The organism is Janthinobacterium sp. 35, assembly GCF_002754575.1.
Taxonomy (GTDB): Bacteria; Pseudomonadota; Gammaproteobacteria; order Burkholderiales; family Burkholderiaceae_D; genus Janthinobacterium; species Janthinobacterium tructae.
In genome coordinates this window covers 6,033,198-6,054,910 of the sequence record NZ_PEFN01000001.1, presented here as the reverse complement: position 1 = coordinate 6,054,910, position 21,713 = coordinate 6,033,198, and the positions used below count along the sequence as shown (strand labels likewise).

General features: G+C 64.7%; 20 protein-coding genes. 14 read left to right on the top strand and 6 right to left on the bottom strand.

Annotated features, from left to right (window positions below; translation table 11 throughout):
* The first annotated feature begins 15 nt into the window (after positions 1-15).
* The 8 genes from CLU93_RS26680 to CLU93_RS26650 all read left to right on the top strand — a co-directional run bounded on the left by CLU93_RS26680 (position 16) and on the right by CLU93_RS26650 (position 9,957).
* Complete coding sequence (locus CLU93_RS26680) at positions 16-1,182, top strand: efflux RND transporter periplasmic adaptor subunit (RefSeq protein ID WP_099764082.1); 1,167 nt, start codon at positions 16-18, stop codon at positions 1,180-1,182.
* A 33-nt stretch (positions 1,183-1,215) separates the two neighbouring features.
* Positions 1,216-4,362: an efflux RND transporter permease subunit gene (locus CLU93_RS26675; protein ID WP_099764081.1), complete on the top strand. Its 3,147-nt coding sequence runs from the start codon at positions 1,216-1,218 to the stop codon at positions 4,360-4,362.
* Entirely contained in the window at positions 4,362-5,735 is a 1,374-nt protein-coding gene (locus CLU93_RS26670; RefSeq protein WP_099764080.1) for an efflux transporter outer membrane subunit, read from the top strand. Before CLU93_RS26675 ends, CLU93_RS26670 begins: the two co-directional genes overlap by 1 nt.
* Before the next feature lie 47 nt (positions 5,736-5,782).
* Entirely contained in the window at positions 5,783-5,956 is a 174-nt protein-coding gene (locus CLU93_RS28355) for a hypothetical protein (RefSeq protein ID WP_180287961.1), read from the top strand.
* 101 nt (positions 5,957-6,057) lie between these two features.
* Positions 6,058-7,338, top strand: a complete 1,281-nt coding sequence (locus CLU93_RS26665; protein ID WP_099764079.1) for an arsenic transporter — start codon at positions 6,058-6,060, stop codon at positions 7,336-7,338.
* Between the two features lie 45 nt (positions 7,339-7,383).
* The gene (locus CLU93_RS26660) at positions 7,384-8,013 is read left to right on the top strand and encodes an NAD-dependent dehydratase (protein WP_099764620.1); all 630 of its coding nucleotides are present in this window, start codon (positions 7,384-7,386) and stop codon (positions 8,011-8,013) included.
* Positions 8,014-8,060: 47 nt separating this feature from the next.
* Positions 8,061-8,510: a GNAT family N-acetyltransferase gene (locus CLU93_RS26655; RefSeq protein WP_099764078.1), complete on the top strand. Its 450-nt coding sequence runs from the start codon at positions 8,061-8,063 to the stop codon at positions 8,508-8,510.
* Between the two features lie 163 nt (positions 8,511-8,673).
* Positions 8,674-9,957: a glycosyltransferase gene (locus tag CLU93_RS26650; protein WP_180287960.1), complete on the top strand. Its 1,284-nt coding sequence runs from the start codon at positions 8,674-8,676 to the stop codon at positions 9,955-9,957.
* Between the two features lie 9 nt (positions 9,958-9,966).
* Here the strand turns inward: CLU93_RS26650 and CLU93_RS26645 are convergent, their stop codons facing one another.
* From CLU93_RS26645 to CLU93_RS26630, 4 genes are all read right to left on the bottom strand, one after another.
* Positions 9,967-10,908, bottom strand: a complete 942-nt coding sequence (locus CLU93_RS26645) for a DUF2145 domain-containing protein (RefSeq protein WP_099764076.1) — start codon at positions 10,906-10,908, stop codon at positions 9,967-9,969.
* Positions 10,909-10,916: 8 nt separating this feature from the next.
* Complete coding sequence (locus CLU93_RS26640; RefSeq protein WP_099764075.1) at positions 10,917-11,348, bottom strand: hypothetical protein; 432 nt, start codon at positions 11,346-11,348, stop codon at positions 10,917-10,919.
* Positions 11,349-11,440: 92 nt separating this feature from the next.
* The gene (locus CLU93_RS26635) at positions 11,441-12,274 is read right to left on the bottom strand and encodes an HDOD domain-containing protein (protein ID WP_257225109.1); all 834 of its coding nucleotides are present in this window, start codon (positions 12,272-12,274) and stop codon (positions 11,441-11,443) included.
* Positions 12,275-12,363: 89 nt separating this feature from the next.
* Positions 12,364-13,470: an acyl-CoA dehydrogenase gene (locus tag CLU93_RS26630; protein WP_099764074.1), complete on the bottom strand. Its 1,107-nt coding sequence runs from the start codon at positions 13,468-13,470 to the stop codon at positions 12,364-12,366.
* A gap of 180 nt (positions 13,471-13,650) precedes the next feature.
* Here CLU93_RS26630 and CLU93_RS26625 point away from each other — a divergent pair, with 180 nt between their 5' ends.
* On the top strand, positions 13,651-14,097 hold the full coding sequence (locus CLU93_RS26625) for a PaaI family thioesterase (protein WP_099764073.1): 447 nt from the start codon (positions 13,651-13,653) through the stop codon (positions 14,095-14,097).
* A gap of 22 nt (positions 14,098-14,119) precedes the next feature.
* Here CLU93_RS26625 and gstA read toward each other — a convergent pair whose 3' ends face one another.
* Together gstA and CLU93_RS26615 are read right to left on the bottom strand one after the other, a co-directional pair.
* Positions 14,120-14,734 carry a glutathione transferase GstA gene (gene gstA, locus CLU93_RS26620; protein WP_099764072.1) on the bottom strand — a complete coding sequence of 205 codons (615 nt, stop codon included), beginning with the start codon at positions 14,732-14,734 and terminating at the stop codon, positions 14,120-14,122.
* A 149-nt stretch (positions 14,735-14,883) separates the two neighbouring features.
* Positions 14,884-15,744 carry a LysR substrate-binding domain-containing protein gene (locus tag CLU93_RS26615; RefSeq protein WP_099764618.1) on the bottom strand — a complete coding sequence of 287 codons (861 nt, stop codon included), beginning with the start codon at positions 15,742-15,744 and terminating at the stop codon, positions 14,884-14,886.
* Positions 15,745-15,861: 117 nt separating this feature from the next.
* Here CLU93_RS26615 and CLU93_RS26610 point away from each other — a divergent pair, with 117 nt between their 5' ends.
* The 5 genes from CLU93_RS26610 to CLU93_RS26590 all read left to right on the top strand — a co-directional run bounded on the left by CLU93_RS26610 (position 15,862) and on the right by CLU93_RS26590 (position 21,689).
* A complete protein-coding gene (locus tag CLU93_RS26610; protein ID WP_257225108.1) occupies positions 15,862-17,397 on the top strand; it encodes an MFS transporter in 1,536 nt (511 codons plus the stop codon).
* A 47-nt stretch (positions 17,398-17,444) separates the two neighbouring features.
* Positions 17,445-18,239 carry a TOTE conflict system archaeo-eukaryotic primase domain-containing protein gene (locus CLU93_RS26605; RefSeq protein WP_099764071.1) on the top strand — a complete coding sequence of 265 codons (795 nt, stop codon included), beginning with the start codon at positions 17,445-17,447 and terminating at the stop codon, positions 18,237-18,239.
* Positions 18,240-18,396: 157 nt separating this feature from the next.
* Positions 18,397-18,942, top strand: coding sequence for a DUF1579 domain-containing protein (locus tag CLU93_RS26600; RefSeq protein ID WP_218968365.1), 546 nt, complete (start codon positions 18,397-18,399; stop codon positions 18,940-18,942).
* A 57-nt stretch (positions 18,943-18,999) separates the two neighbouring features.
* On the top strand, positions 19,000-20,412 hold the full coding sequence (locus CLU93_RS26595) for an FAD-binding oxidoreductase (RefSeq protein WP_099764070.1): 1,413 nt from the start codon (positions 19,000-19,002) through the stop codon (positions 20,410-20,412).
* Between the two features lie 329 nt (positions 20,413-20,741).
* Positions 20,742-21,689 carry an alpha/beta hydrolase gene (locus CLU93_RS26590; protein ID WP_099764069.1) on the top strand — a complete coding sequence of 316 codons (948 nt, stop codon included), beginning with the start codon at positions 20,742-20,744 and terminating at the stop codon, positions 21,687-21,689.
* The last annotated feature ends 24 nt before the right edge of the window (positions 21,690-21,713 follow it).

Here is a 21,713-nt window from a genome sequence, read left to right as displayed (position 1 = left end):
GCCATAGAAAAGACCATGCATCCGAGCCACCTCACCAAGAAAAACATGTTGATCGCCGCGGCACTGCTCAGCCTTGCCGCCTGTTCCAAACCCGCGCCGCAAGAAGGCGCGGCGCCGCCCGCCGCTGTCACGGTGCTCAAGCTGCAAGCGGCGCCCGTCGTCCTCAGCGACGAATTGCCGGGCAGGGTGGCGGCTTTCCGCACGGCCGACATCCGCCCGCAGGTGGGCGGCATCGTGCTGCGGCGCCAGTTCGAACAGGGCGCCGAGGTGCAGGCGGGGCAGAAGCTGTTCCAGCTCAATCCCGCGCCATTCCAGGCGGACGTCGATTCGGCTGCCGCCGCGCTGCAGCATGCTGTGGCCACGGCGAAGCGCGCCAGCAGCCAGGCCGACCGATTAAAACCGCTGGTGGAAGCGGACGCTATCAGCCGCCAGGCATATGACGATGCCGTGGCCCAGCGCGAGCAAGCCGTGGCCACCGTGGCGCAGGCGCGCGCCAGCCTGGCGCGGCGCCGCCTGGATCTGGCCTTTGCCAGCATCGAGGCGCCGATTGCCGGGCGCATCGGCTCCGAAATGGTGACGGAAGGCGCGCTGGTGGGCCTGGCCGATGCCACGCCGATGGCGCGCATCCAGCAGATCGACAAGGTGTATGTCGACGTGCGCCAGCCGGCCGCCGCGCTGGCCGCGCTGCGAGCCTCAGGTTCGGACAGCAACGGCGGCGCGGACAAGCTGCCCGTGACCATTTTAGGCGTCGATGGCCAGCCGCATCCCGTCACGGGCCGTATCCTGTTCTCCGGCATCAGCGTCGATGCGGGCACGGGCGACGCCGTCATCCGCGTGCTGGTCGACAATCCGCAGCGCCAGCTCTTGCCCGGCATGTTCGTGCGCGCCCGCATCGCGCGCGCCGTGCAAGCCAATGGCGTGCTGGTGCCGCAGCAAGCCGTTTTGCGCAGCAGCGATGGCCAGGCCCAGGCCTGGGTGCTCGATGGCACGCACAAAGCCAGCCTGAAACCGATTACCGTGGGCGACGTGGTCGAGCACCAGTACGTGGTCAACGGCGGCTTGAAGGCGGGCGACACCGTCGTCATCGAAGGCCAGGAACGCTTGCAGCCGGGCGCCACCGCCGCGCCGCAGCCGTGGAAGCCGGCTGTCGTGGCAACGGCGGCTGCCGCCAAGGCCCGTTGATGCACACTTTGAATACAATGAAAGCCTAACGACATGCCTCAATTTTTCATCAACCGCCCCGTTTTTGCGTGGGTTGTGGCGGTCTTCATCGTCCTGTTCGGACTGATCGCCATACCGCAATTGCCGATTGCGCGTTTTCCTTCCGTGGCGCCGCCCAGCGTCAGCATCAGCGCCAACTATCCTGGCGCCACGCCGCAAACCATGAACGATTCCGTGGTGGGCCTGATCGAACGCGAACTGTCGGGCGTCAAGCACCTGTTGTATTTCGAGTCGTCCACCGATACCTCGGGTTCGGCCTCGATCACCGTCACCTTCCAGCCCGGTACGAACCCGGAAATGGCGCAGGTGGATGTGCAGAACCGCCTGAAAGCCATCGAGCCGCGCCTGCCGCAAGCGGTGCGGCAAAACGGCTTGACGGTGGAATCGGCATCATCGGGTTTTTTGATGATCGTCAGCCTGATTTCCGAGAAGGGCCAGCACGATGAAGTGGCGCTGGGCGACTACCTGGCGCGCAACGTGACGGAAGAACTGCGCCGCATTCCCGGCGTGGGCAAGGTGCAGCTGTTCGGTTCCGAGCGGGCCATGCGCATCTGGGTCGATCCGGCCAAGCTGGTGTCGTATAACATCGCCATGGGCGAACTGACGGCCGCCATCGCGCAGCAAAATGCGCAGATCGCGCCGGGCCGCCTGGGCGATTCGCCGGCCGTGGAAGGCCAGCGCGTCACCATCCCGCTGACGGTGCAGGGCCAGTTGCAAACGCCGGCCGGATTTGCCGCCATCGTGCTGCGCGCGAATGCGGATGGCTCGAAAGTGACCATCGGCGACGTGGCGAAAGTGTCGCTAGGGGCGCAAAGCTTCAACTTCAGCATCCGCGAAAACGGGCAAGCCGCGTCGGGCGCCGCCATTATGCTGTCGCCGGGCGCCAACGCCGTGCAGACGGCGGCCGCCGTGCGTGCGCGCATGGCCGAACTGGCGCACACCATGCCGGCCGGGATCAAGTATTCGGTACCGTTCGATACGGCGCCGTTCGTGAAAATCTCGATCGAGAAGGTCATCGTCACGCTGTTGGAGGCGATGGTGCTGGTGTTCCTCGTCATGTATCTGTTCCTGCAAAAGATACGCTACACCCTGATTCCCGCCATCGTCGCGCCGATTGCCCTGATGGGTACTTTTACCGTGATGCTGCTGGCCGGCTATTCCATCAACGTGCTGACCATGTTCGGCATGGTGCTGGCCATCGGCATCATCGTCGATGACGCTATCGTGGTGGTGGAAGCCGTCGAGCGCCTGATGGCCACCGAGGGCTTGTCGCCGAAGGAAGCGACGTCAAAAGCCATGCGTGAAATTACGGGTGCCGTCGTCGGCATCACCCTGGTGCTGACGGCCGTGTTCATCCCGATGGCGCTGGCCAGCGGTTCCGTGGGCGCCATCTACCGCCAGTTCACCTTGGCCATGGCCGTGTCGATTTTGTTCTCGGCGTTTCTGGCCCTGACCCTGACGCCGGCCCTGTGCGCCACCATGCTCAAACCCATCGGTCCGCACGATCATGACAAGAAGGGCTTTTTCCTGTGGTTCGACCGCCAGTTTGACCGCATGACGGCGCGCTATGAACAGGGCGTGGTGGCGATGCTCAAACGCGCGGGCCGCTCGATGGTCGTGTATGGCGCCATCGTCGCGGCGCTGGGCCTGGCCTTCATGCAACTGCCGTCGGCCTTCTTGCCGGAAGAAGACCAGGGATACTTTATTACCTCGATCCAGCTGCCGTCCGACGCCACCATGGAGCGCACGCTCGATGTCGTCAAGCTGTACGAGCAGCACGTGGCCACGCGGCCCGGCATCGAGGTAAATCAATCGATCCTCGGCTTCAGCTTTTCCGGCGCGGGGCCGAATGCGGGCCTGGCGTTCACCATGCTGAAGGACTGGAAACAGCGCAACGGCGCCACGGCGCAGGAAGAGGTGGCGCTGGCGCAGGCCGCCATGTCGCAGGCGAAGGAGGGCGTGATCATGAGTTTGATGCCGCCCGCCATCGATGAATTGGGCAATTCGTCCGGCTTTTCCATGCGCTTGCAAGACCGCGCCAGCCAGGGCATCGCCGCCCTGCAGGCGGCGCAGAATCAGCTGCTGGGCCTGGCCGCGCAAAGCGCCAAGGTGGCGGGCGTGTATCCGGACGGCTTGCCGCCCGGCGCCAGCGTGCGCCTCGATATCGACCGCACCAAGGCCGAGGCATTGGGCGTGTCATTTACAGCCATTGCCGACATGCTGACGGCGGCCATGGGTTCGACCTATGTCAACGATTTCCCGAATGCCGGCCGCATGCAGCAGGTGATCATCCAGGCCGATGCGCCGTCGCGCATGCAGCTGAACGACGTGCTGGCCCTGCGCATCCGCAATAACGCGGGTGGCATGGTGGCCTTGGGTGAATTGGTGCGTCCCGTGTGGAGCGAGTCGCCGCTGCAGCTGGTGCGCTACCAGGGCTATCCGGCGGCGCGCATTTCGGGCAGCGCGGCGCCGGGCGTATCGAGCGGCGACGCCATGCTGGAAATGGAGCGGCTGGTGAAGCAATTGCCACCCGGCTTCGCGCTGGCGTGGACGGGCCAGTCGCTGCAAGAGAAGGAATCGGCCTCGCAAGCACCGATGCTGATGGCGCTGTCGATGCTGGTGGTCTTCCTCGTGCTGGCGGCCCTGTATGAAAGCTGGTCGATTCCCGTCTCCGTGATGCTGGTGGTGCCACTGGGCCTGCTGGGCGCGGTGCTGGCCGTGATGTTGCGCGGCATGCCGAACGATGTGTTCTTCAAGGTGGGCATGATCACCATCATCGGCCTGTCGGCGAAGAACGCGATTTTGATCGTCGAATATGCGCGCCAGTTGCAGGCGCAAGGGAGTGGCCTGGTCGAGGCGACGGTGGAAGCGGCGCGCTTGCGTTTGCGTCCGATTTTGATGACGTCATTGGCGTTTGCGCTGGGCGTGGTGCCGCTGATGCTGGCCACGGGCGCCAGCGCCGAAACCCAGCATGCGATCGGCACGGGCGTGTTCGGAGGGATGATCACCGCCACCGTGCTGGCCGTGTTTTTCGTGCCCGTGTTCTTTGTCGTGGTGCTGGGCACCGTCGACAAGATGGGCACGTACTTCAACAAACGCAGTAATCGCACCGCCATCAAAGCGGTGGAAGGAGAGTTGTAATGCGTTTGATTTTCATCACGCCCCTGGCCGCGCTGGTCTTGTCGGCCTGTTCATTGACGCCGCCGCTGGTCAAACCGGCGCCGCCTATCCCAGCTGCCTATGCCGAGGTCGCCGCGTCAGCCACGGGCGACACTGCGGCCGACCTGGGCTGGCGCCAGATGCTGTTCGATGCGCGCCTGCAGCGTCTGGTCGATATCGCACTGGAAAACAACCGCGACTTGCGCGTGGCGTCCCTCAACGTGGAAGCCGTGCGGGCCCAGTACCAGATACAGGATGCGGGCCGCTACCCGGCAATAGCCGCGAATGCGGGCGGCGTGCGCCAGCGCGGCACCGATGCCAAGGTGCAAAACACGTTCACGTCCGGCATCGCCATGAGCGCGTTCGAGATCGACCTGTTCGGCCGCCTGCGTTCCTTGTCGGACGCCGCGTTTGCGCGCTACCTGGCCACGCAGCAGGGCCAGCGCGCCGCGCACATGGCCTTGATCGGCGCCGTCGCCGACGCCTACCTGGAACAGCGGCTGGCCGAGGAACAGCTGGCGCTGGCGCGGCAAACCCTGCTTGACTGGCGCCAGGCCTTGCTGTTGACGCAGCGCCTGCACGGCGCGCAGCAGGGCAGCGGGCTGGACGTGGCGCAAGCGCAAGGGCAGGCGGCCACGGCGGAAGCGGACGTGCAGGCGCGCGAGCGGGCCAGCTTATTGGCGCGCAACAACCTGGAATTGCTGCTGGGTGCGCCGTTGCCAACGGACTTGCCCGCTGGCCGGCCGCTCGATGGCCAGCCCGTGCTGACGCAGCTGCCACCGGGCCTGCCGTCGGACTTGCTGGCGCGCCGGCCCGACATCTTGCAGGCCGAATATGCACTGGTGGCGGCGAATGCGGAAATCGGCGCCGCCCGCGCCGCCTTCTTCCCGCGCCTGTCGCTGACGGCGCAGCTGGGCCTGGCCAGTCCGCAACTCGGTGACTTGTTCCGCGGCAGCGCGCGCAGCTGGTCGTTTGCGCCGCAAGTGACGCAACCGCTGTTCCAGGGCGGCCAGTTGCGCGCGGAGCTGCAACTGTCGCGCCTGCGCAAGGACGTGGCCGTGCTGCAATACGAGCAGGCGATCCAGGCGGCTTTCCGCGACGTGCGCGACGGTTTGGCGGGCAGCGCCACGTATGCGCAGCAGATCGATGCGCAAGAACGCGTGGTGGTGGCGGCGCGGCAGCGCCAGCGCCTGTCGCAGCTGCGCTACGACGCGGGGCAGGACAGCCGGCTGGAATTGCTCGACGCGCAGCGCCAGTCGTATGCGGCGCAGCAAGCCCTGCTCGACGCGCGGCGCGACCAGTTCAAGTCGGCCGTGGCCCTGTACAAGGCGCTGGGGGGAGGGCTGGAAGAGTAGCAGCGCGGATCTGCTCCCCCCTGCAATGGCTTCATTCAGGAGAAATCATGCGAGACAGCGATCTTTTAAGCAAGATCAACGACGGTGTATTTTTTGAAAGCATCTTCGGGCCGGAGCGCGATTGGGATGCGGCGCTCGATGTCAGGGACGCCGTCGCATTCGATAGCGCCTTTATCGACAGCTTGTGGGATTGCTACGCCTGCGGAGAGTTTCCCGCATAGCAGGCGCGCAGGGACGCGGCGGCATTGATACGGCATTGGCTTAATTCAATATTTCCAGTATTATGGAATAATTAAATGCACCAGTGACCGGAACTGACACCATGCTCATCGCTTTCCTGATCTTTCTCGCCACATTAACCCTGGTCATCTGGCAGCCGCGCGGCCTGGGTATCGGCTGGAGCGCCGTCATCGGCGCTGGTGTCGCCTTGCTGGCCGGCGTCATCCACTGGGGCGACATCCCCGTCGTCTGGCATATCGTGTGGAACGCCACCGGTACCTTCATCGCCGTGATCATCATCAGCCTGCTGCTCGACGCGGCCGGCTTTTTCGAATGGGCTGCGCTGCACGTGGCGCGCTGGGGCGGCGGCAGCGGCAGAAAACTGTTCGTGCTGCTGGTCTTGCTGGGCGCGCTGGTGTCCGCCGTGTTCGCCAATGACGGCGCCGCGCTGATCCTGACGCCCATCGTCATCGCCATGCTGCGGGCGCTGAAGTTTTCCACCAGAGCCACCCTGGCCTACGTCATGGCGGCCGGTTTTATTGCGGACACGGCCAGCCTGCCGCTGGTGGTGTCGAACCTGGTGAATATCGTCTCGGCCGATTTCTTCAAGATCGGCTTTGCCGAGTACGCTTCCGTGATGGTGCCCGTCAACGTCGTCGCCGTGGCAGCCACCCTGGGCGTCTTGCTGCTTTTTTTTCGCCAGGATATTCCGCGCGACTACGATGCCTCGCAACTGAAACGTCCGCACGCCGCCATCCGTGACTTGGCCACCTTCCGCGCCGGCTGGCTGGTGCTGGCGCTGCTGCTGGTGGGCTTTTTCTCGCAGGAACACCTGGGCGTGCCCATCAGCCTGATCGCCGCCGTGGGCGCCGCGCTGCTGCTGGGCGTGGCGGGCAAGGGCCACGTGATTTCGACGCGCCACGTGATCCGCCATGCGCCGTGGCATATCGTCGTCTTTTCATTGGGCATGTATCTGGTCGTGTACGGCTTGCGCAATGCGGGCTTGACGGCGTATCTGACGGGCATGCTGAACCACTTTGCCCAGTACGGCGTATGGGGTGCGGCCATGGGCACGGGCGTGCTGACGGCCTTGTTGTCGTCCGTGATGAACAACCTGCCGACGGTGCTGGTGGGCGCGCTGGCCATCGACCCGACGACGGCGCAGGGGGCCGTGCGCGAAGCGATGATTTACGCCAACGTCATCGGCAGTGACCTGGGACCGAAGATCACGCCGATCGGCAGCCTGGCCACCTTGCTGTGGCTGCATGTGCTCGACAGCAAGAACATCCACATTTCCTGGGGCTACTATTTCCGTGTCGGCATCGTGCTGACCGTGCCCGTGCTGCTGCTGACCCTGGCCGCACTGGCGCTGCGCTTGTCCTGAGTTCCGTGTATGGTGGTGGCTGACAGCAACTTTAACTGGAAAGCCATGAAATTACTGCTTGTGGGCGCCACCGGCCTGGTGGGCCGCGAAGTGCTGCGCCTGGCGCTCGCCGACACGCGCGTCAGCACGGTGGTGGCGCCCGTGCGCAAGGCCTTGCCGCCCCATGCGAAACTGCATGCGCCTCTCGTTGATTTCGATCAATTGCCGGCCGATGCACCGTGGTGGCAGGCGCACGCCGTCATCTGCACCCTGGGCACGACCATGAAGGTGGCCGGCACGCGGCAGGCGTTCTTGCGCGTGGACCATGACTATCCGCTGGCCGTGGCGCGCCTGGCGCTGGCGGCCGGCACGCGCACGTATGCGCTCAATTCGGCCGCCGGCGCCAACGCCGCTTCGCGCATCTTCTACAACCGCGTCAAGGGCGAGCTGGAACGCGACCTGGAGCAGCTGGGTTTTGCCTCGCTCACGCACGTGCGGCCGGGCCTGATTGGCGGCGAGCGCGACGTGGCGCGCGCGGGCGAGGGCGCCGCCTTGCGCCTGCTGCGCGTGCTGGGGCCCGTGCTGCCGCGCCGCTGGCGCATCAATCCCGCGCCGCGCATCGCCAGCGCCTTGCTGGAAGCGGCGCTGGCCGGCGCGCCGGGCGTGCATGTCGTCAGCCCGGAACAGCTGGCATGAATGCGCATCGCCTATCATCGGCGTTCATGTTCTTTTGAGTACAGAAAATGCAAACAGTACGTCCTTACGCGGCCAGCGACCGCGACGCCTGCCTGGCCCTCTTCGACGGCAACACGCCGCGCTTTTTCGACCCGTCCGAGCGCGCCGGCTTTGTCGCCTGGCTGGAAGCATCGACGCAGCCGTATCTGGTCATCGAACGCGACGGGAACATCGTCGCCTGCGGCGGCCATGCGCTGGAGGCGGGTGGCAGCGTCGCCAGCCTGTGCTGGGGCATGGTGGCGCAGGACGTGCAGGGCCAGGGACTGGGCCGCGCGCTGACGCAGGCGCGCCTGGACGCCATCCGCGCCATGCCGCAGGTGGCCAGGGTCACCATGAATACCAGCCAGCATACGCAGCAGTTTTATGCACGCTTCGGCTTCGAGCCCGTGAAGGTGACGCCGGACGGCTTCGGGCCCGGTATCGACCAGTGGGACATGGTCCTGCAACTGGCGGTGTAGCATCTGCCGACTGGCAAAGCGTCATGCTTCGGTCAGATAATGATTGAAATGCTAACGCTCATCGCTTACCATCGTTGGATGTTTCAACTAGGAAAGATTCCCATGCACCCTACGTTCTTGTCTCATGTTGCACTGCACACCTGCACCAGGCACGGAGGGCGGCATGGCTGATGGCCATCTGACGCCAGCGCCGCTCGTCATCGTTGCCAGCAGCGGCACCGGCGGCGACATGCAACCGTTTATCGCGCTGGCGCAGGCCTTGCAGCAACGGGGGCGGCGCGTGCTGCTGCTGGTGCCAGGCTGGCAGGAAGCGGCGGCGCTGGCCTCAGGGCTGGCGTATCGCACCTTCGGCACGCAGGAAGAGGGCCAGGCCATGCTGGGCGATCCGGGCCTGTGGGATGAACGCAAGGGCTGGGGCGTGGTGTGGCGCGGCCTCGTGCCGCACCTGGGCGCCGTGCGCGACGTGGTGCAAGGCTTGCCTGACGGTGAGGAGTGCGTGGTGCTGTGCCACCCCTTCCTCGTGCCGATGGCCGCCCTGGCACGCTCCGTGCGCCCGGACCTGCGCATCGTCGCGGCCTATCTGGCGCCATCGAACCTGTGCAGCAGCCATGATTTCCTGGCGGCCGGCTCGCTGCGCATTCCCGCTTGGGTGCCGCTGGCATGGCGCCAGGCCCTGTGGCGGCTGCTCCACCGCGGCATGGTCGACCCGGTGCTGCTGCCCGGCCTGAACGGCGCGCGCGCGCAGCACGGACTGCCTCCCGAAGCGCATTTTTTTGCGCACATGCTGGCCGCGCCGGATGCCTCGCTGGGGCTGTTTCCCGCCTGGTTCGCCGCCCCGCAGGCGGACTGGCCAGCGCATTTCGTGCAAACCGGTTTCCCCGGCTCCGCCCCGCATGGCGCGGCGGCGCTGCCGCCGGAGCTGGAACGCTTTCTGGGCGAGGGCGAGCCGCCCATCGTGTTTACGCCCGGTACCGGGCACCAGCACGCGCAGCGCTATTTCAGCATCGCCCTGGCAGTGTTGCGGCGGCTGGGACGGCGCGGCCTGTTCCTCACGCCCCATGCGGCGCAGGTGCCGCAACACTTGCCCCCGAACGTCATGTGGCAGGCGCACGTGCCGTTTGCGGCGCTGCTGCCGCGCGTGGCGGCTGTGGTGCACCACGGCGGCATCGGCACCAGCGCGGACGCCTTCCGCGCGGGCATCCCGCAGCTGATTGTGCCGTTCGCCTACGACCAGTTCGATAACGGCTGGAGGATCAAACGGCTCGGCGTGGGCGACGTCTTGCTGGCCAGGCGTTTGTCGGCCGGGCGCATGCAACGGCAGCTGGCGCGACTGCTGGCCGCGCCTGAAGTGGCGCTGGCGTGCGGCGAGGTGGCCCGCCGCATGGGACAGGGATTGGAGCCAGCACACTTGCTCGATCAGGTAGAAGCGGCGCTCGCCGCTGCTTAGGGACTGTCGTCAGCGACTGTCGTGCGGCGTATCGTCGAGGGCGATGACGCGGTCGTTCGGGCCGGGCACGCAGCCGTCGGCGATGGGTTCCCAGCCCCGGTGCACCACCACCTGCCTGCCGTCGTGGCAGATTTCCACGCGCTCGCTGGCGGGCAGGCGCTGGCGTGCGAACGCTTCCAGGCTGGCCGGCAGGCTTACCGCCAGTTGCATCGTGCCGATGGCCTCGGGTGGGTGGTCGTCCATGTGCACCAGCGGCACGAAGATCGATCCCAGCATCAGCCAGCGCGCACCCACGTCGACGGCGGCGGGGTTGTAAGGCGCGGCGCGCAGCCAGTCCTGGGCGCGCGCGCGCAAGTCGCCGCCGGCCGCCAGCTCGCCCCAGGCCGAGGCCAGCAATTCCACCACCCACTGATTGCAATTCTGGTATTTCAGGCTGAAGGCGTAGGCGTTGGCACTGTAGCGGCCCGCCAGCAACTGCTGCACGCGCACGGGGTCGAGCAGGGCGCGGCGCAGGGGCGGCACGCTTTCCGCCGGCAGTTTCACGACAGAGATGTAGCCAAGAGATGGGTTTGCCGTGCCCATGGCGAAACCGGCCGTACCCTGGTCGAAGATGCGCGGGCGGCCTTCGTCGCAGGCGTAGTACAGCTGGCGCGCGGACCAGCCATTGTCATTGTCGTGGCGCCAGGCCAGCGCCGCATGCGAATAGCGGATGCCGAAGCGGGCCAGGTCCAGGCCGGAGCGGCTGATCAGCGCCACGCTGCCTTCGCTGGCCGCCAGTTCCTCGCGCACCACGGCGGCAAAGCGCAACAGGCGATCCTGCTCGGTTGCCGTGAGTTCCTGCGCGCGGTCGCAAAAGCGCGACGAGGCGAGCGAAGTACCTGCCTGGGCGGCACCGGCCACGGCCAGCGCGGCGCAGCCGGCCAGCAGCCGCGCCAGTTTGCGCAGGGTCACACCTGGAATCAAAGGCTGACGGGACGCGTGGCCATTTCGCCGTACCAGTCGTCGGCCAGCACCAGGAAGAAGGCGGCGCGCGTGTCGTTGCGCGAGAATTCGATGCCATAGGCGCGATTTTGCGCATGCACCACGTCGCCCTGCGCCAGCTGCTGCTTGTCGAGCGCCGCTTGCGGCAAGTCCAGCACCAGCGGCGTTGCCGTGGCGTCGGCTTGCATGGTCAGACGCGTCATGCCGTCGCGGCCCGGCAGGGCGGCCACGTCGATGATGCGGTAAGGACCATTGGCCACCTTGTTGTCGCGCGAGGAGCTGTTGCTCGAACCGTTGAGCGAATCGGAAATGCTGCCGCTCGACTGGGAGCCGGCGCTGGAGGCCGAGGAAACGAAGCTGTCGGCGTTGGCGTTGCACGCCATGGTCAAAGCTGCGGCCAGGCCGAGCATGCGTAGGGAGGTAGTCAAGGCAGTTTTCCAGTGCACATCAATGTAAGCGGGCCGGGTCCATCCCGGCCTGCGCCATGATAGCAGATCGGCCATCAGCTGAGCAGTACCTCGATCAGACCCTTCGCTTCGGCTGACGGCTGCGTGCGCAGCACCTGCAGCACGGGATCGTGCTCCAGGTAGGCTTGCAGCGACGCGCTGACGGTGACGCTGGCCTGCGGCAGCGGCGAAGGCACGGGCGCCAGCGCCTTGGCCAGCAGCAGGGTGTCGCGCAAGCCCTCGGGCGGCAGCATGATGGTCGAGCCGGGCAAGGCGTTGACGGCATCGGCCACCGGCAGCGGCACGCCCAGCTGGCGCATCAGCGAGCGGCCGATCACTTCCAGGGTGGACGCCATCTGCGTTTCCAGGTGGGCGTACAGGCCCGGGGTCTTGTCGGCCTGGGCCAGCAAATAGAAGCCGGCCACTTCATGCACGATGCCGGCGAACAGGGCTGTATCGGCATCCGTGTGCGTGACGGCGCCGGCCAGCGCATGCGCCAGCGCTGCCACGTGCACGGTGTGCGCCCACAGCTGGGTGGCGCGGGCGCGCAAGGCTTCGTCGCGGATGCCCGCGTTCAGCTGGCGGATGACGGCCGCCGTCGCCAGCGCATACAGGTTGCGGTGGCCCAGCCGCTCGACGGCGGCGCGCACGCTGGTGATGGCGGGCGTCTGGCCGGACGCGAACATGGCCGAATTGGCCAGCGCCACGGCGCGCGCCGACAAGGTCGGTTCGCACAGCAGCAGGCGGCTGATGTCGGCCGAGTGGCAATCGGGGTTGGCCAGTTCCTTTTGCAGGAGCAGGGCCGTGTTGATGCTGGTGGGAAATGCCAGGGTTTCCGTTTCGGCGCTGGCCAGGAGTTGAGCCAGGCTGCTGAGCGTGTTGACGTGCATGGATAGGGTAGCGAGAAGTAACAATGCCCCCATATTATCAGGCAATCCGGCCCGCATGGCGTCCGGCAGCCTTTTCAGCCATGCGCCTGTCAGGGCAGCAGCAATGCATGCTGGCTGGCCGTGTGAAAATCGCGCCACACGCGGTTGATGGTGCTGTCTTCGCGGGCTGCGTACAGGCCGCAGTACGGATACAAGCCATCGACGGCTGAGCGCGCGGCGGCCACCAGGGCCAGCGAAGCGGCTTGCACGGCTTGCATGGCGTTGTCGTCCAGCACCGCGCCGCCTGCCACCGTTGCCCAGCTGTCGTCCAGCACGGCGTAAAAACGCGCGCGCGCGGCGGCGCAGCTGTCTTTCTTGTCTTGCAGCATGGCGGCCACGTCCGGCACGTCCAGCAGCGGCAAGCCGGCGCGCGCATGGCGGCGGTGGCGCATGCATTCCTCGGCCAATTGCATGAAATGCGCTGCCATGCCGGCCACGTTGGCGGCCAGGGTCACGTAGGCGAGTGAATAGAAGGGGTAGCGGTACAGGGGACCGCCGGCCGTCGCGGTGGTCGCATCGATGGTGAAACCGTGTTCCTTGGCAAGCCACTGGCCGTCGATGCGGTAGCTGTGCGAGGCGCTGGCGCGCATGCCCAGGCTGTTCCATGAGGGCACCAGCTGCACCAGCGCGGCGGGCACGAGGAAGGCGCGGATGCGCGGCTGGCCTTGCGCATCGAGCAGGGGCTGGCCATCGCGCTGCAGCCGGGCGTTCAGGGTAAAGTGGGTCGCCATGGGCGCGCCGCTGGCGTAGTCCCAGCTGCCCGTGATGCGGTAGCCGTCGCCTTCTTCCTCGGCAAAACCGGTGGCCGCGCCGCTGCCGCCCAGGCAGACGCGCGGCGTGCCGATAATGGCCTGCGCCAGCTCAGGTTCCAGGAAGCCCGCGAACCAGCCCGCGCCCGCGCACAGGGTCAGCACCCAGCCCATGCTGCCGTCGACGGCGGCCACGGCTTCTTCCAGGCGCACCACTTGCGGCAGGGGCAGCTCGGCGCCGCCCGCGCTGCGCGGCGCCAGCATCGTCAGCCAGCCGCGCCGGTGCAGCAAGGCCTGCTGGGCCGGATGCAAAAAGCGGGCGGCGTCGGCCGCCGGCGCATGGCGCGCGATGCGGCGCGCGTCGCGCTCGGAAAGGGTAGCAAGGGTGGCGAGGGCAGCGTGCGGCATGAGTAAAGTCCGGCAATGGCGAAGGCGGGCATTTTCGCACAGCGGGGCGTGGACCGGGCACTTCGCGGTCTGTGCATCGCAATTGGTGAAAATGACGACAGCGGATGGCCGGTGCCGGCCATAAACAGGTACAGTCGCATGATCCCTTCCATGCGGCATTTATCCTGAAAGCGCAAAACCATGTCCCGTCTTCCCGCCCCGCACTTCGCCGAAAAAGTCCAAGCCAGTTTTGCGCTGCAGAACGCCATGACCCTGATCCAGGCCAGCCTGCCTGTGGTGGCACATGGCAGCACGGAAATCCACGTGCCGCACTGGCGCGGCATCGAGCAGCAACACGGCTTCGTGCACGGCGGCGTGGTGGGCATGATCGCGGACTCGGCCGCCGGCTACGCGGCCATGACCATGGTGCCGGACGGCGCTTCCGTGCTGACAGTGGAATACAAGATGAATTTGCTGGCGCCCGCCGATGGCGAGAAACTGATTGCGCGCGGCAAGGTGGTGCGCCCGGGCCGCACCCTGATCGTCACGCAGGCCGAAGTGTTCGCCGTGCGCGATGGCAAGGAAACACTGTGCGCGCTGATGCAGCAAACCATCATGGTGATGCACGGCAAGGCGGAAAAAACCTGAGCCGTGCACCGGGCCACGGCGTTCAAGCCGCCTTGGTCAATCCTTCCGCTTCCCAGGCAGCCTTGACGCTGTCGCGCTGGGCCATTCTGCCCAGGAAGGCCTGCACATTGGCCAGGCCCGACAAATCCACGCCCACGCGCGGCGCCCAGCCCGTGATGACGAACAGATAGGCGTCGGCTACGGTGAAGGTGTCGCCCGTCAGGTAAGCCTGGCCTTGCAGCCGGCTGTCCACCCATTTGAATTTCTTGCCTAGTTGCTCGATGAACAAGGCCTTGGTGGCGGCGTCGTAGCGGGGATCGAACAGGGGACTGAACGATTTATGCAGCTCGGACGTGATGTAGTTCTGCCATTCCAGCACCTTGTAGCGGGCAAAGCTGCCCACCGGCGGCAGCAGATCCTGCCTGCCGGCCTGTTCGGCGATGTACTGGGCGATGACGGGGCCTTCGCTCAAGGTGCTGCCATCGTCGAGGGCCAGCAGCGGCACCTGGCCTTTCGGATTGAGTTCGTAGTAATTACCGCCTTCCTGCGTCTGGTGCTGACTCAGGTCGACCTTCACGAGGGTGAACGGCGTGCCCGTTTCGCGCAGGATGATGTGCGGTGCCTGCGAGCAGGCGCCCGGCGAGTAAAAGAGTTTCATGGCGATCCTGTCCTTGAAAAGGTGGGGAAGATGCCACTATAGACCTGCGCCGCCGCACGGTAAACGCATGTTCGCGTGGCGACTATGTCTGCCCGGTCATGCGGCCCATCGCCCTGTACAGCGCCATGCTGCCCTCGCTGCTGGTGCTGTCATGCCGCCGCCCCGGCTGACCACTCGCGCAGCAATTGCCCGAACGCGTCGGCCGCCGCCGTGCTGCCAGCGGCGCGCCAGACGAGCTGGAACTGGGCGGCGGGCAGGGCAGGCAAGCCATGCTGGCCATCGATGACGATCATGCCTGGCTCCAGGTCGCCCTGCGGCAGGGCCGTGATCGCCAGCCCGGCCAGCACGGCGGCGCGCAAGCCCTGCTGGCTGGGCGAGGTGAACGCCACGCGCCAGTCGAGGCCGGCGCCGTCGAGGGCGTCGACGCCCACTTGCCGGTGCATGCACGGCGCCGGCGAAAACGCCAGCGGCAGGGGCAGCGCGCCGTCGTGGCGGAAATCGTGCGCCGCTGCCCAGACGAAGCGCGTGCGGCGCAGCACGGCCGCGTCATCTTGCCCATCGGCCAGGGCCATGACGACGGCCAGGTCCAGCGCATCGGCGGCGACCAGTTTCTGCAAGTCAAGATAGGTGCCCACCGTCACATCCAGGCGCACGGCGGGAAACAGGTGCGCGAACTGCGCCAGCAGGGCGGGCAGGCGCGCGCCCATGAAATTTTCCGGCACGCCAAAGCGCACGGCGCCGGCAATCGAGGAGCGCTGGAAACGCCGCGACAGCGCCTCCTGCGCGGCCAGGATCTGCCGCGCGTGGCGCAGAAAATCCTCGCCATCTTCCGTCAGGCGCAGGCTGCGCGTGGTGCGCAGCAGCAGCGCGGTGCCTGCTTGCTCTTCCAGGCGGCGGATCTGGTGGCTGATGGCGGACTGGCTCAGGTGCAGCCGTTCGGCGGCGCGCGTAAAGCCGCCCGTGTCCGCTACGGCGACCAAGGCGCGCAGCAGGGCGGTATCGAAGTCCATGAAGCTCCCGTGATTCATGATGAAAATGAATGAATTGTACAAAATTTTATCATTTCCCTCATGAGTCGAGGTTTTCTAGAATGGCGGCTCACAGTGCGCCGTCTCCACGCGCGCTCCATGACTACCGACATCAAGGCTTCGATGCACCTGACTACTTCGCAACAAAATGTACTGACTCTGGCCGCCGTGTGCCTGGCTTCGCTCATGTTCGGCCTGGAAATTTCCAGCGTGCCCGTCATCCTGCCCACCCTGGAAACGGAGCTGCATGGCGACTTCAAGGACTTGCAATGGATCATGAACGCCTACACCCTGGCGTGCACCACCGTGCTGATGGCCACGGGCACCCTGGCCGACCGCTACGGCCGCAAGCGCCTGCTGCTCGCCAGCCTGGCGCTGTTCGGCCTCAGTTCGCTCGTGTGCGGCTGGGCCGGCAGCACTGGCGTGCTGATCGCCGCGCGCGCGCTGCAGGGTGCGGCCGGCGGCGCCATGCTGATTTGCCAGGTGGCCGTGTTGTCGCAGCAATTCCCGTCCGGCGCCGCGCGGGGCCGGGCATTTGGCGCCTGGGGCATCGTGTTTGGCCTGGGCCTGGGCTTCGGCCCCATTATTGGCGCGGCCATCGTCGCACTATCCAGCTGGCAATGGGTATTCCTTGTGCACGGGCCGCTGGCCGTCGTTACCCTGCTGCTGGCGGGCCTGGGCGTGACGGAATCGCGCGATCCGCAGCGGCGCAAGCTGGACGTGGCCGGCATCGCCACCTTGTCGCTGGCCGTGTTCAGCCTGGCGTGGTGCATCACGCAGGGGCCGGCGATGGGTCTCGCCGACCCGCGCACCGTGGCCAGCCTGGCCGTGGCGCTGGCCGGTTTTGCCGCGTTTGCCGTCATCGAACGGCGCCAGCCTGAACCGATGATCGATTTCAGTGTATTTCGCATCCGCCGTTTCTCGGGTGCGCTGCTCGGTTCGGCGGGCATGAACTGCAGTTTCTGGCCGCTCATGATTTATCTGCCCCTGTACGTGCAGCATGGCCTCGGCTACAGCAGCCTGGGCACGGGCCTGACCCTGCTGGCCTACACCTTGCCCACCTTGCTCATGCCGCCGCTGGCCGAGCGGCTGGCGCTGCGCTACCGGGCCGATGCGGTCATTCCCGCCGGCTTGCTGGCCATCGGCGCAGGTTTTTTGCTGATGCTGCGGGGCAGCCATGCGGACGCCGCCAGCTGGCTGACGATCTTGCCCGGCTGCCTGCTGGCGGGCACGGGCCTGGGGCTGACCAACACGCCCGTCACCAACACGACGACGGCCGCCGTGCCCGGCGAGCGGGCCGGCATGGCGTCCAGCATCGACATCAGCGCGCGCATGATCAGCCTGTCCATCAATATCGCGCTGATGGGCTTTATCCTCGTCGAAGCCATCCAGTCCACCTTGCGCCAGCATGTGCCTGCCGGGATTGATGCGGCGGCGCTGCGCGCCATGGCGGAAGGCTTGTCAGCAGGCAAGGGCGCCGGCGCGCTGCCGGCCGGCGTGGCGAAGCTGGCGCTGGCACAGGGATTCGGTGCCGTGATGCTGTACGGCGGCGTAGCCGCCTGCCTGTTCGCCGTGGCCAGCTGGCTGGTGTTTGGTGCCAGGCGGGAGGGTGCGCTTGGGGCAGGGAGGCTATAATCTGGGCACGTTGACAAGTCTTGCTCAACGTCATTACGAGGCCGCCCATGCATAAACTGATTTCCGAACTCACCCGCCTGTACCTGTTCGAGGAACAGCAGCACTACGTCGATGCGCAGGGCGGCGCGCAGCCTTTGATGCCGGCCGTGCTGGCGCGCCATCTGTCGGGCGAGCAGACGGTGGCCGTACAACTCGTGACCAGTAGCGGCCTGACGCGTGCGCTGGTGCTGGAGTTTGGCGGCAAGGGCGGCGGCGAAGCGCACTGGAGCGCGCTGTGCACGATCGCCAATGCCGTGCAGCATGAGCTGGACTTGCCGGCGCCCGCCGTCAGCATCTCGGGTACGGCATTCCAGCTGTGGCTGTCGCTGGCCACGCCCGTGCCCGTCGCCCAGGCGCGCCAGTTCGTGCAGCTGCTGCGCTCGACCTTTTTACCTGTCTCGACCGACATCCTCGCCACCGCGCCGCCAGACTATGTGGAGCAGGTGGCGCTGCCGCCATGTTTGCAGCCGTCGGGCAAGTGGGCCGCCTTCATCCACCCCAGCATGGGCGCCGCCTTCGTCGACGAACCGGGCCTGGACATGCCGCCGCCGCCAGCCGCCCAGCTGGGTTTCCTGGAAAGTTTGCGCAGCATCAACCCGGCCCAGTTCGCGCAGGCGCTGGCGAAATTGCAGGGACATGCGGGGCTGGCTGTCGCCGTGCCCGCTCCCGTCGTCGCCGCATTGCCAGTGGCAACGTCCGCCACTGCGCCGGGCTTGCTGCTGCAGGACGCCACGCTGGAAGACATCGTGCGCTGGCTGCATGCGCGCAATATCGAGCCGACTTTGCGGCACAGGTTGCCGTAACGGGGCGATTGCAGATGTTGGCGGCAGGCGGCCAGTAGCGGACATTTTATGTATTTTTCTTGCCGGCAATTTGCTATTCTCTACGGCCGCGCTGGCCCATGTCGGCAATGCAGAGTCAGGCCGAGCAACGCGTTAAATCAAATCCAGGAAACCATCAATGCACTTGCCCGCCGAGAAAAACGCCCCCCGAGATTTTGATTTTATCATCGGCGATTGGCTGGTGAAACATCGCCGGCTCAATTCCAGATTCACCAATTGCAAGGAATGGACGGAGTTTGACGGGCTCTCTTCGACCGTCAAGACGCTGGGTGGCTTTGGAAACCTGGAGGACAACGTTCTCTACTTCCCGGAAGGTAGCTTCCGCGCCCTTGCACTGCGCTCGTTCTGTACGAAATCCGACACCTGGTCGATCTGGTGGCTCGATGCACGCAATCCGACGACGCTCGATGTCCCTGTTGTTGGAAAATTTTCCAATCACATCGGCGTATTTTTTGCAGATGACCTACTCGATGGCCAAGCAATAAAAGTACGCTTTACCTGGACTGCCACCCCTGGGGAAAATCCCCGTTGGGATCAGGCTTTTTCCAAGGATCAAGGAAGAACATGGGAAACGAACTGGATGATGGATTTCGTGCGCGCCACACAGGAAATCAACGACGGCAAGCGGCCAAGAGCGGACCTGGACTTCAGTAAAGCAAGATAAGATGTAGTGATTGCTTTTGAGAATTACTGAATCACTATTAAAGTTGGATTATGCCGCATGCCATACCCACGCCGTAAATTCATTGCTCATGCCCTCGCTGGCGTAGGCTTGTTGACACTTGGCCCGCGAGTAGCTGCGGCTGCCGATATTCCGATACCAAACGTGACCGGCCTGTACACCGTCAAGGTTGCCCGCGTCGCCGCGCCCACATCGACTGCGGAAGTGTCAAGGGAGGTGCGGGACTGGCCCGGCAAAGTGGCCGTCGGGGGCGGCCGCTACAGCATGGGTGGGCAGGTTGCGGTCCGGGGCGGCTTGCATCTGGACATGCGTGGCATGAATAAGTTGGTCAGTCTTGACCCGGCTGCAAGGGTCGTGCGGATACAGGCAGGCATGCGCTGGCGTGATCTCCAGGAGATTCTCGACAAGCTCAACCTTGCTGTAAAAACGATGCAAAGCTATGCCAATTTCACGGCAGGGGGAACCGTGTCGGTGAATGGCCACGGGCGGTATGTGGGCAACGGCCCGGTGGGCAATTCGGTGCGGGCACTACAAATCGTCCTTGCGGACGGCGCTATCACGGAGGCGTCCCGTACGCTGAACTACGACCTGTTTCGTGCTGCCATCGGTGGATATGGTGCAGTGGGCGTCATCACCGAAGTCGAACTCGACCTGGCTGAAAATACCAGGATGGAGCGGATCGTGGAGACGGTAGCGCTCGAATCCTACCCTCAATTCTTTGAGCGCTCGGTCAAGGGCAGCCAAAACTGCATCCTCCACAATGCCGACCTGTTGCCGCCGGCCTTCGACGCGCCGGTGGCCGTGTCGTGGCGTACAACCACCAAAAATCTGACAGAGCCAGCAAGACTGGTCGCGCGCGGCCAGTCATATGCACTGAATCAGAACGTCATCTTTGTCATGACCGAGTTCCCGTTGGGTGATCTGCTGCGCCGCAAAGTCCTTCACCCGCTCCTCTTGGCGAAGCCAGCGGTAGTTTGGCGCAATCACGAAGCCAGCCGGGACGTCGCGGAGCTGGAATCGAGGACCCGCGCGATGTCAACTTACGTGCTGCAGGAGTACTTCATTCCGGTGCGACATTTTGTCGCTTTCGCGCGCGCGATGGCAGTGGTCATCGACAAACACGCTGCGGAGGTGCTCAACGTATCGGTTCGGCACTCCGATGCCGACCCCGTGACGTTGCTACCATGGGCCAAAGAAGAAGTGTTTTCGTTCGTGGTGTACTACAAGCAGCGAACCTTTGAAGGTGCGCAGCGCCGCGTGGGTGAGTGGACGCGTGAGCTGATTGACACTGCGCTCAAGTTCGGGGGGCGGTATTACCTTCCGTACCAGCTTCACGCGACGAAAGAGCAGTTCGCCCAGGCCTATCCGGAGGCCGATGAGCTGCGCGCCTTGAAGCAGCGCGTCGACCCGCATGGCAACTTTTCGAATGAGCTGTGGGGAAAGTACCTGTAGGCCCCTAAACGGGCCGCAGGGATTCGAACCGTATCATCTGCACGCTGGCGGGCAATCGGTCGATTGGAGACTGGTGAACGTCCGCTTTGGGGCTATTGTGTTAAAAATGTCGAGCGGCAACAATTTCGGGATGGCTCGGACCTCCAATCGGTCTGTGATCGTTCAATAGCGGCGGTTCTGGCCAGTCGAGGCTGACAGGTTTTCTATCTAAACTTCAACGTACCCGCGTTTTTCAACACAATAGGCCAGAAGCAGTCAGTCAGATAGAATGGCTGACTCGGATTTCGGCATCAAATTTTGTCGGCTCACCATGTCTGGAATGAAATTCTGTGAAATATCTTCTCAGTATTATTGCGGTGCTTGCTTATACGAATGTGCACGCTGCTGCATGGCAGCCTGCCAGCGGACAGCAGCAATTGCCGATCTGGCCTGGAGCGATACCTGACGCGAAAGCAGCCGCTGGACCGGAAGACGAGGTGACGTTGCGGGAAGATCGGCTCATCGCAGGACGGCCCTGGCTGGAACTGGAAAACGTCACGCGGCCGACGATGACAATTTACTCGCCAAAGGGAAGGAACACGGGCGCTGCCGTTATCGTTTTTCCCGGCGGAGGCTATTCGGCACTGGCCATCGACCTGGAAGGAACGGAAGTTTGTGACTGGCTGACATCGATTGGTGTTACGTGCGTGCTGTTGAAATATCGTGTCCCCGGATCAGGTCCCCACTGGGATAAAATCCGTAATATCCGTGTCATTCCCAAGACGCATACGGCGTTGCAAGATGCACAGAGAACGTTGGGCCTCGTTCGCCATCATGCCGTTGACTGGAAAATTGACCCGAAGAAGATTGGCGTGCTCGGGTTTTCTGCCGGCGGTCACCTGGTCGCGTCAATCAGTACGCATCATCAACGGAACTATGCGCCTGTTGACAAGGCAGACGAGGAAAGCTGTCGTCCCGATTTTGCAGTGTCTGTTTATCCTGGCCATATGTCGGTCAACTATAAACATGACCTTTCAAAGTTGAACCCAAGCATTGAAGTTAGCAGTCAAACACCTCCGACCTTCCTGCTGCATGCGCAAGACGATCCGGTAGACCCGGTAGAGTTTTCTCTTCTTTATTATGCGGCCCTGAAGAATGCAAATGTACCCGTGGAGATGCATTTGTTCGCCGAGGGAGGGCACGCGTTTGGACTCCGTCCTACCAAGTTTCCAATCACGCAGTGGCCCACGTTGCTTGAAACGTGGCTGGGTACGATGGGAATGATACCCAGGAAATGACAATGCAACACAGTTGGAAAGACC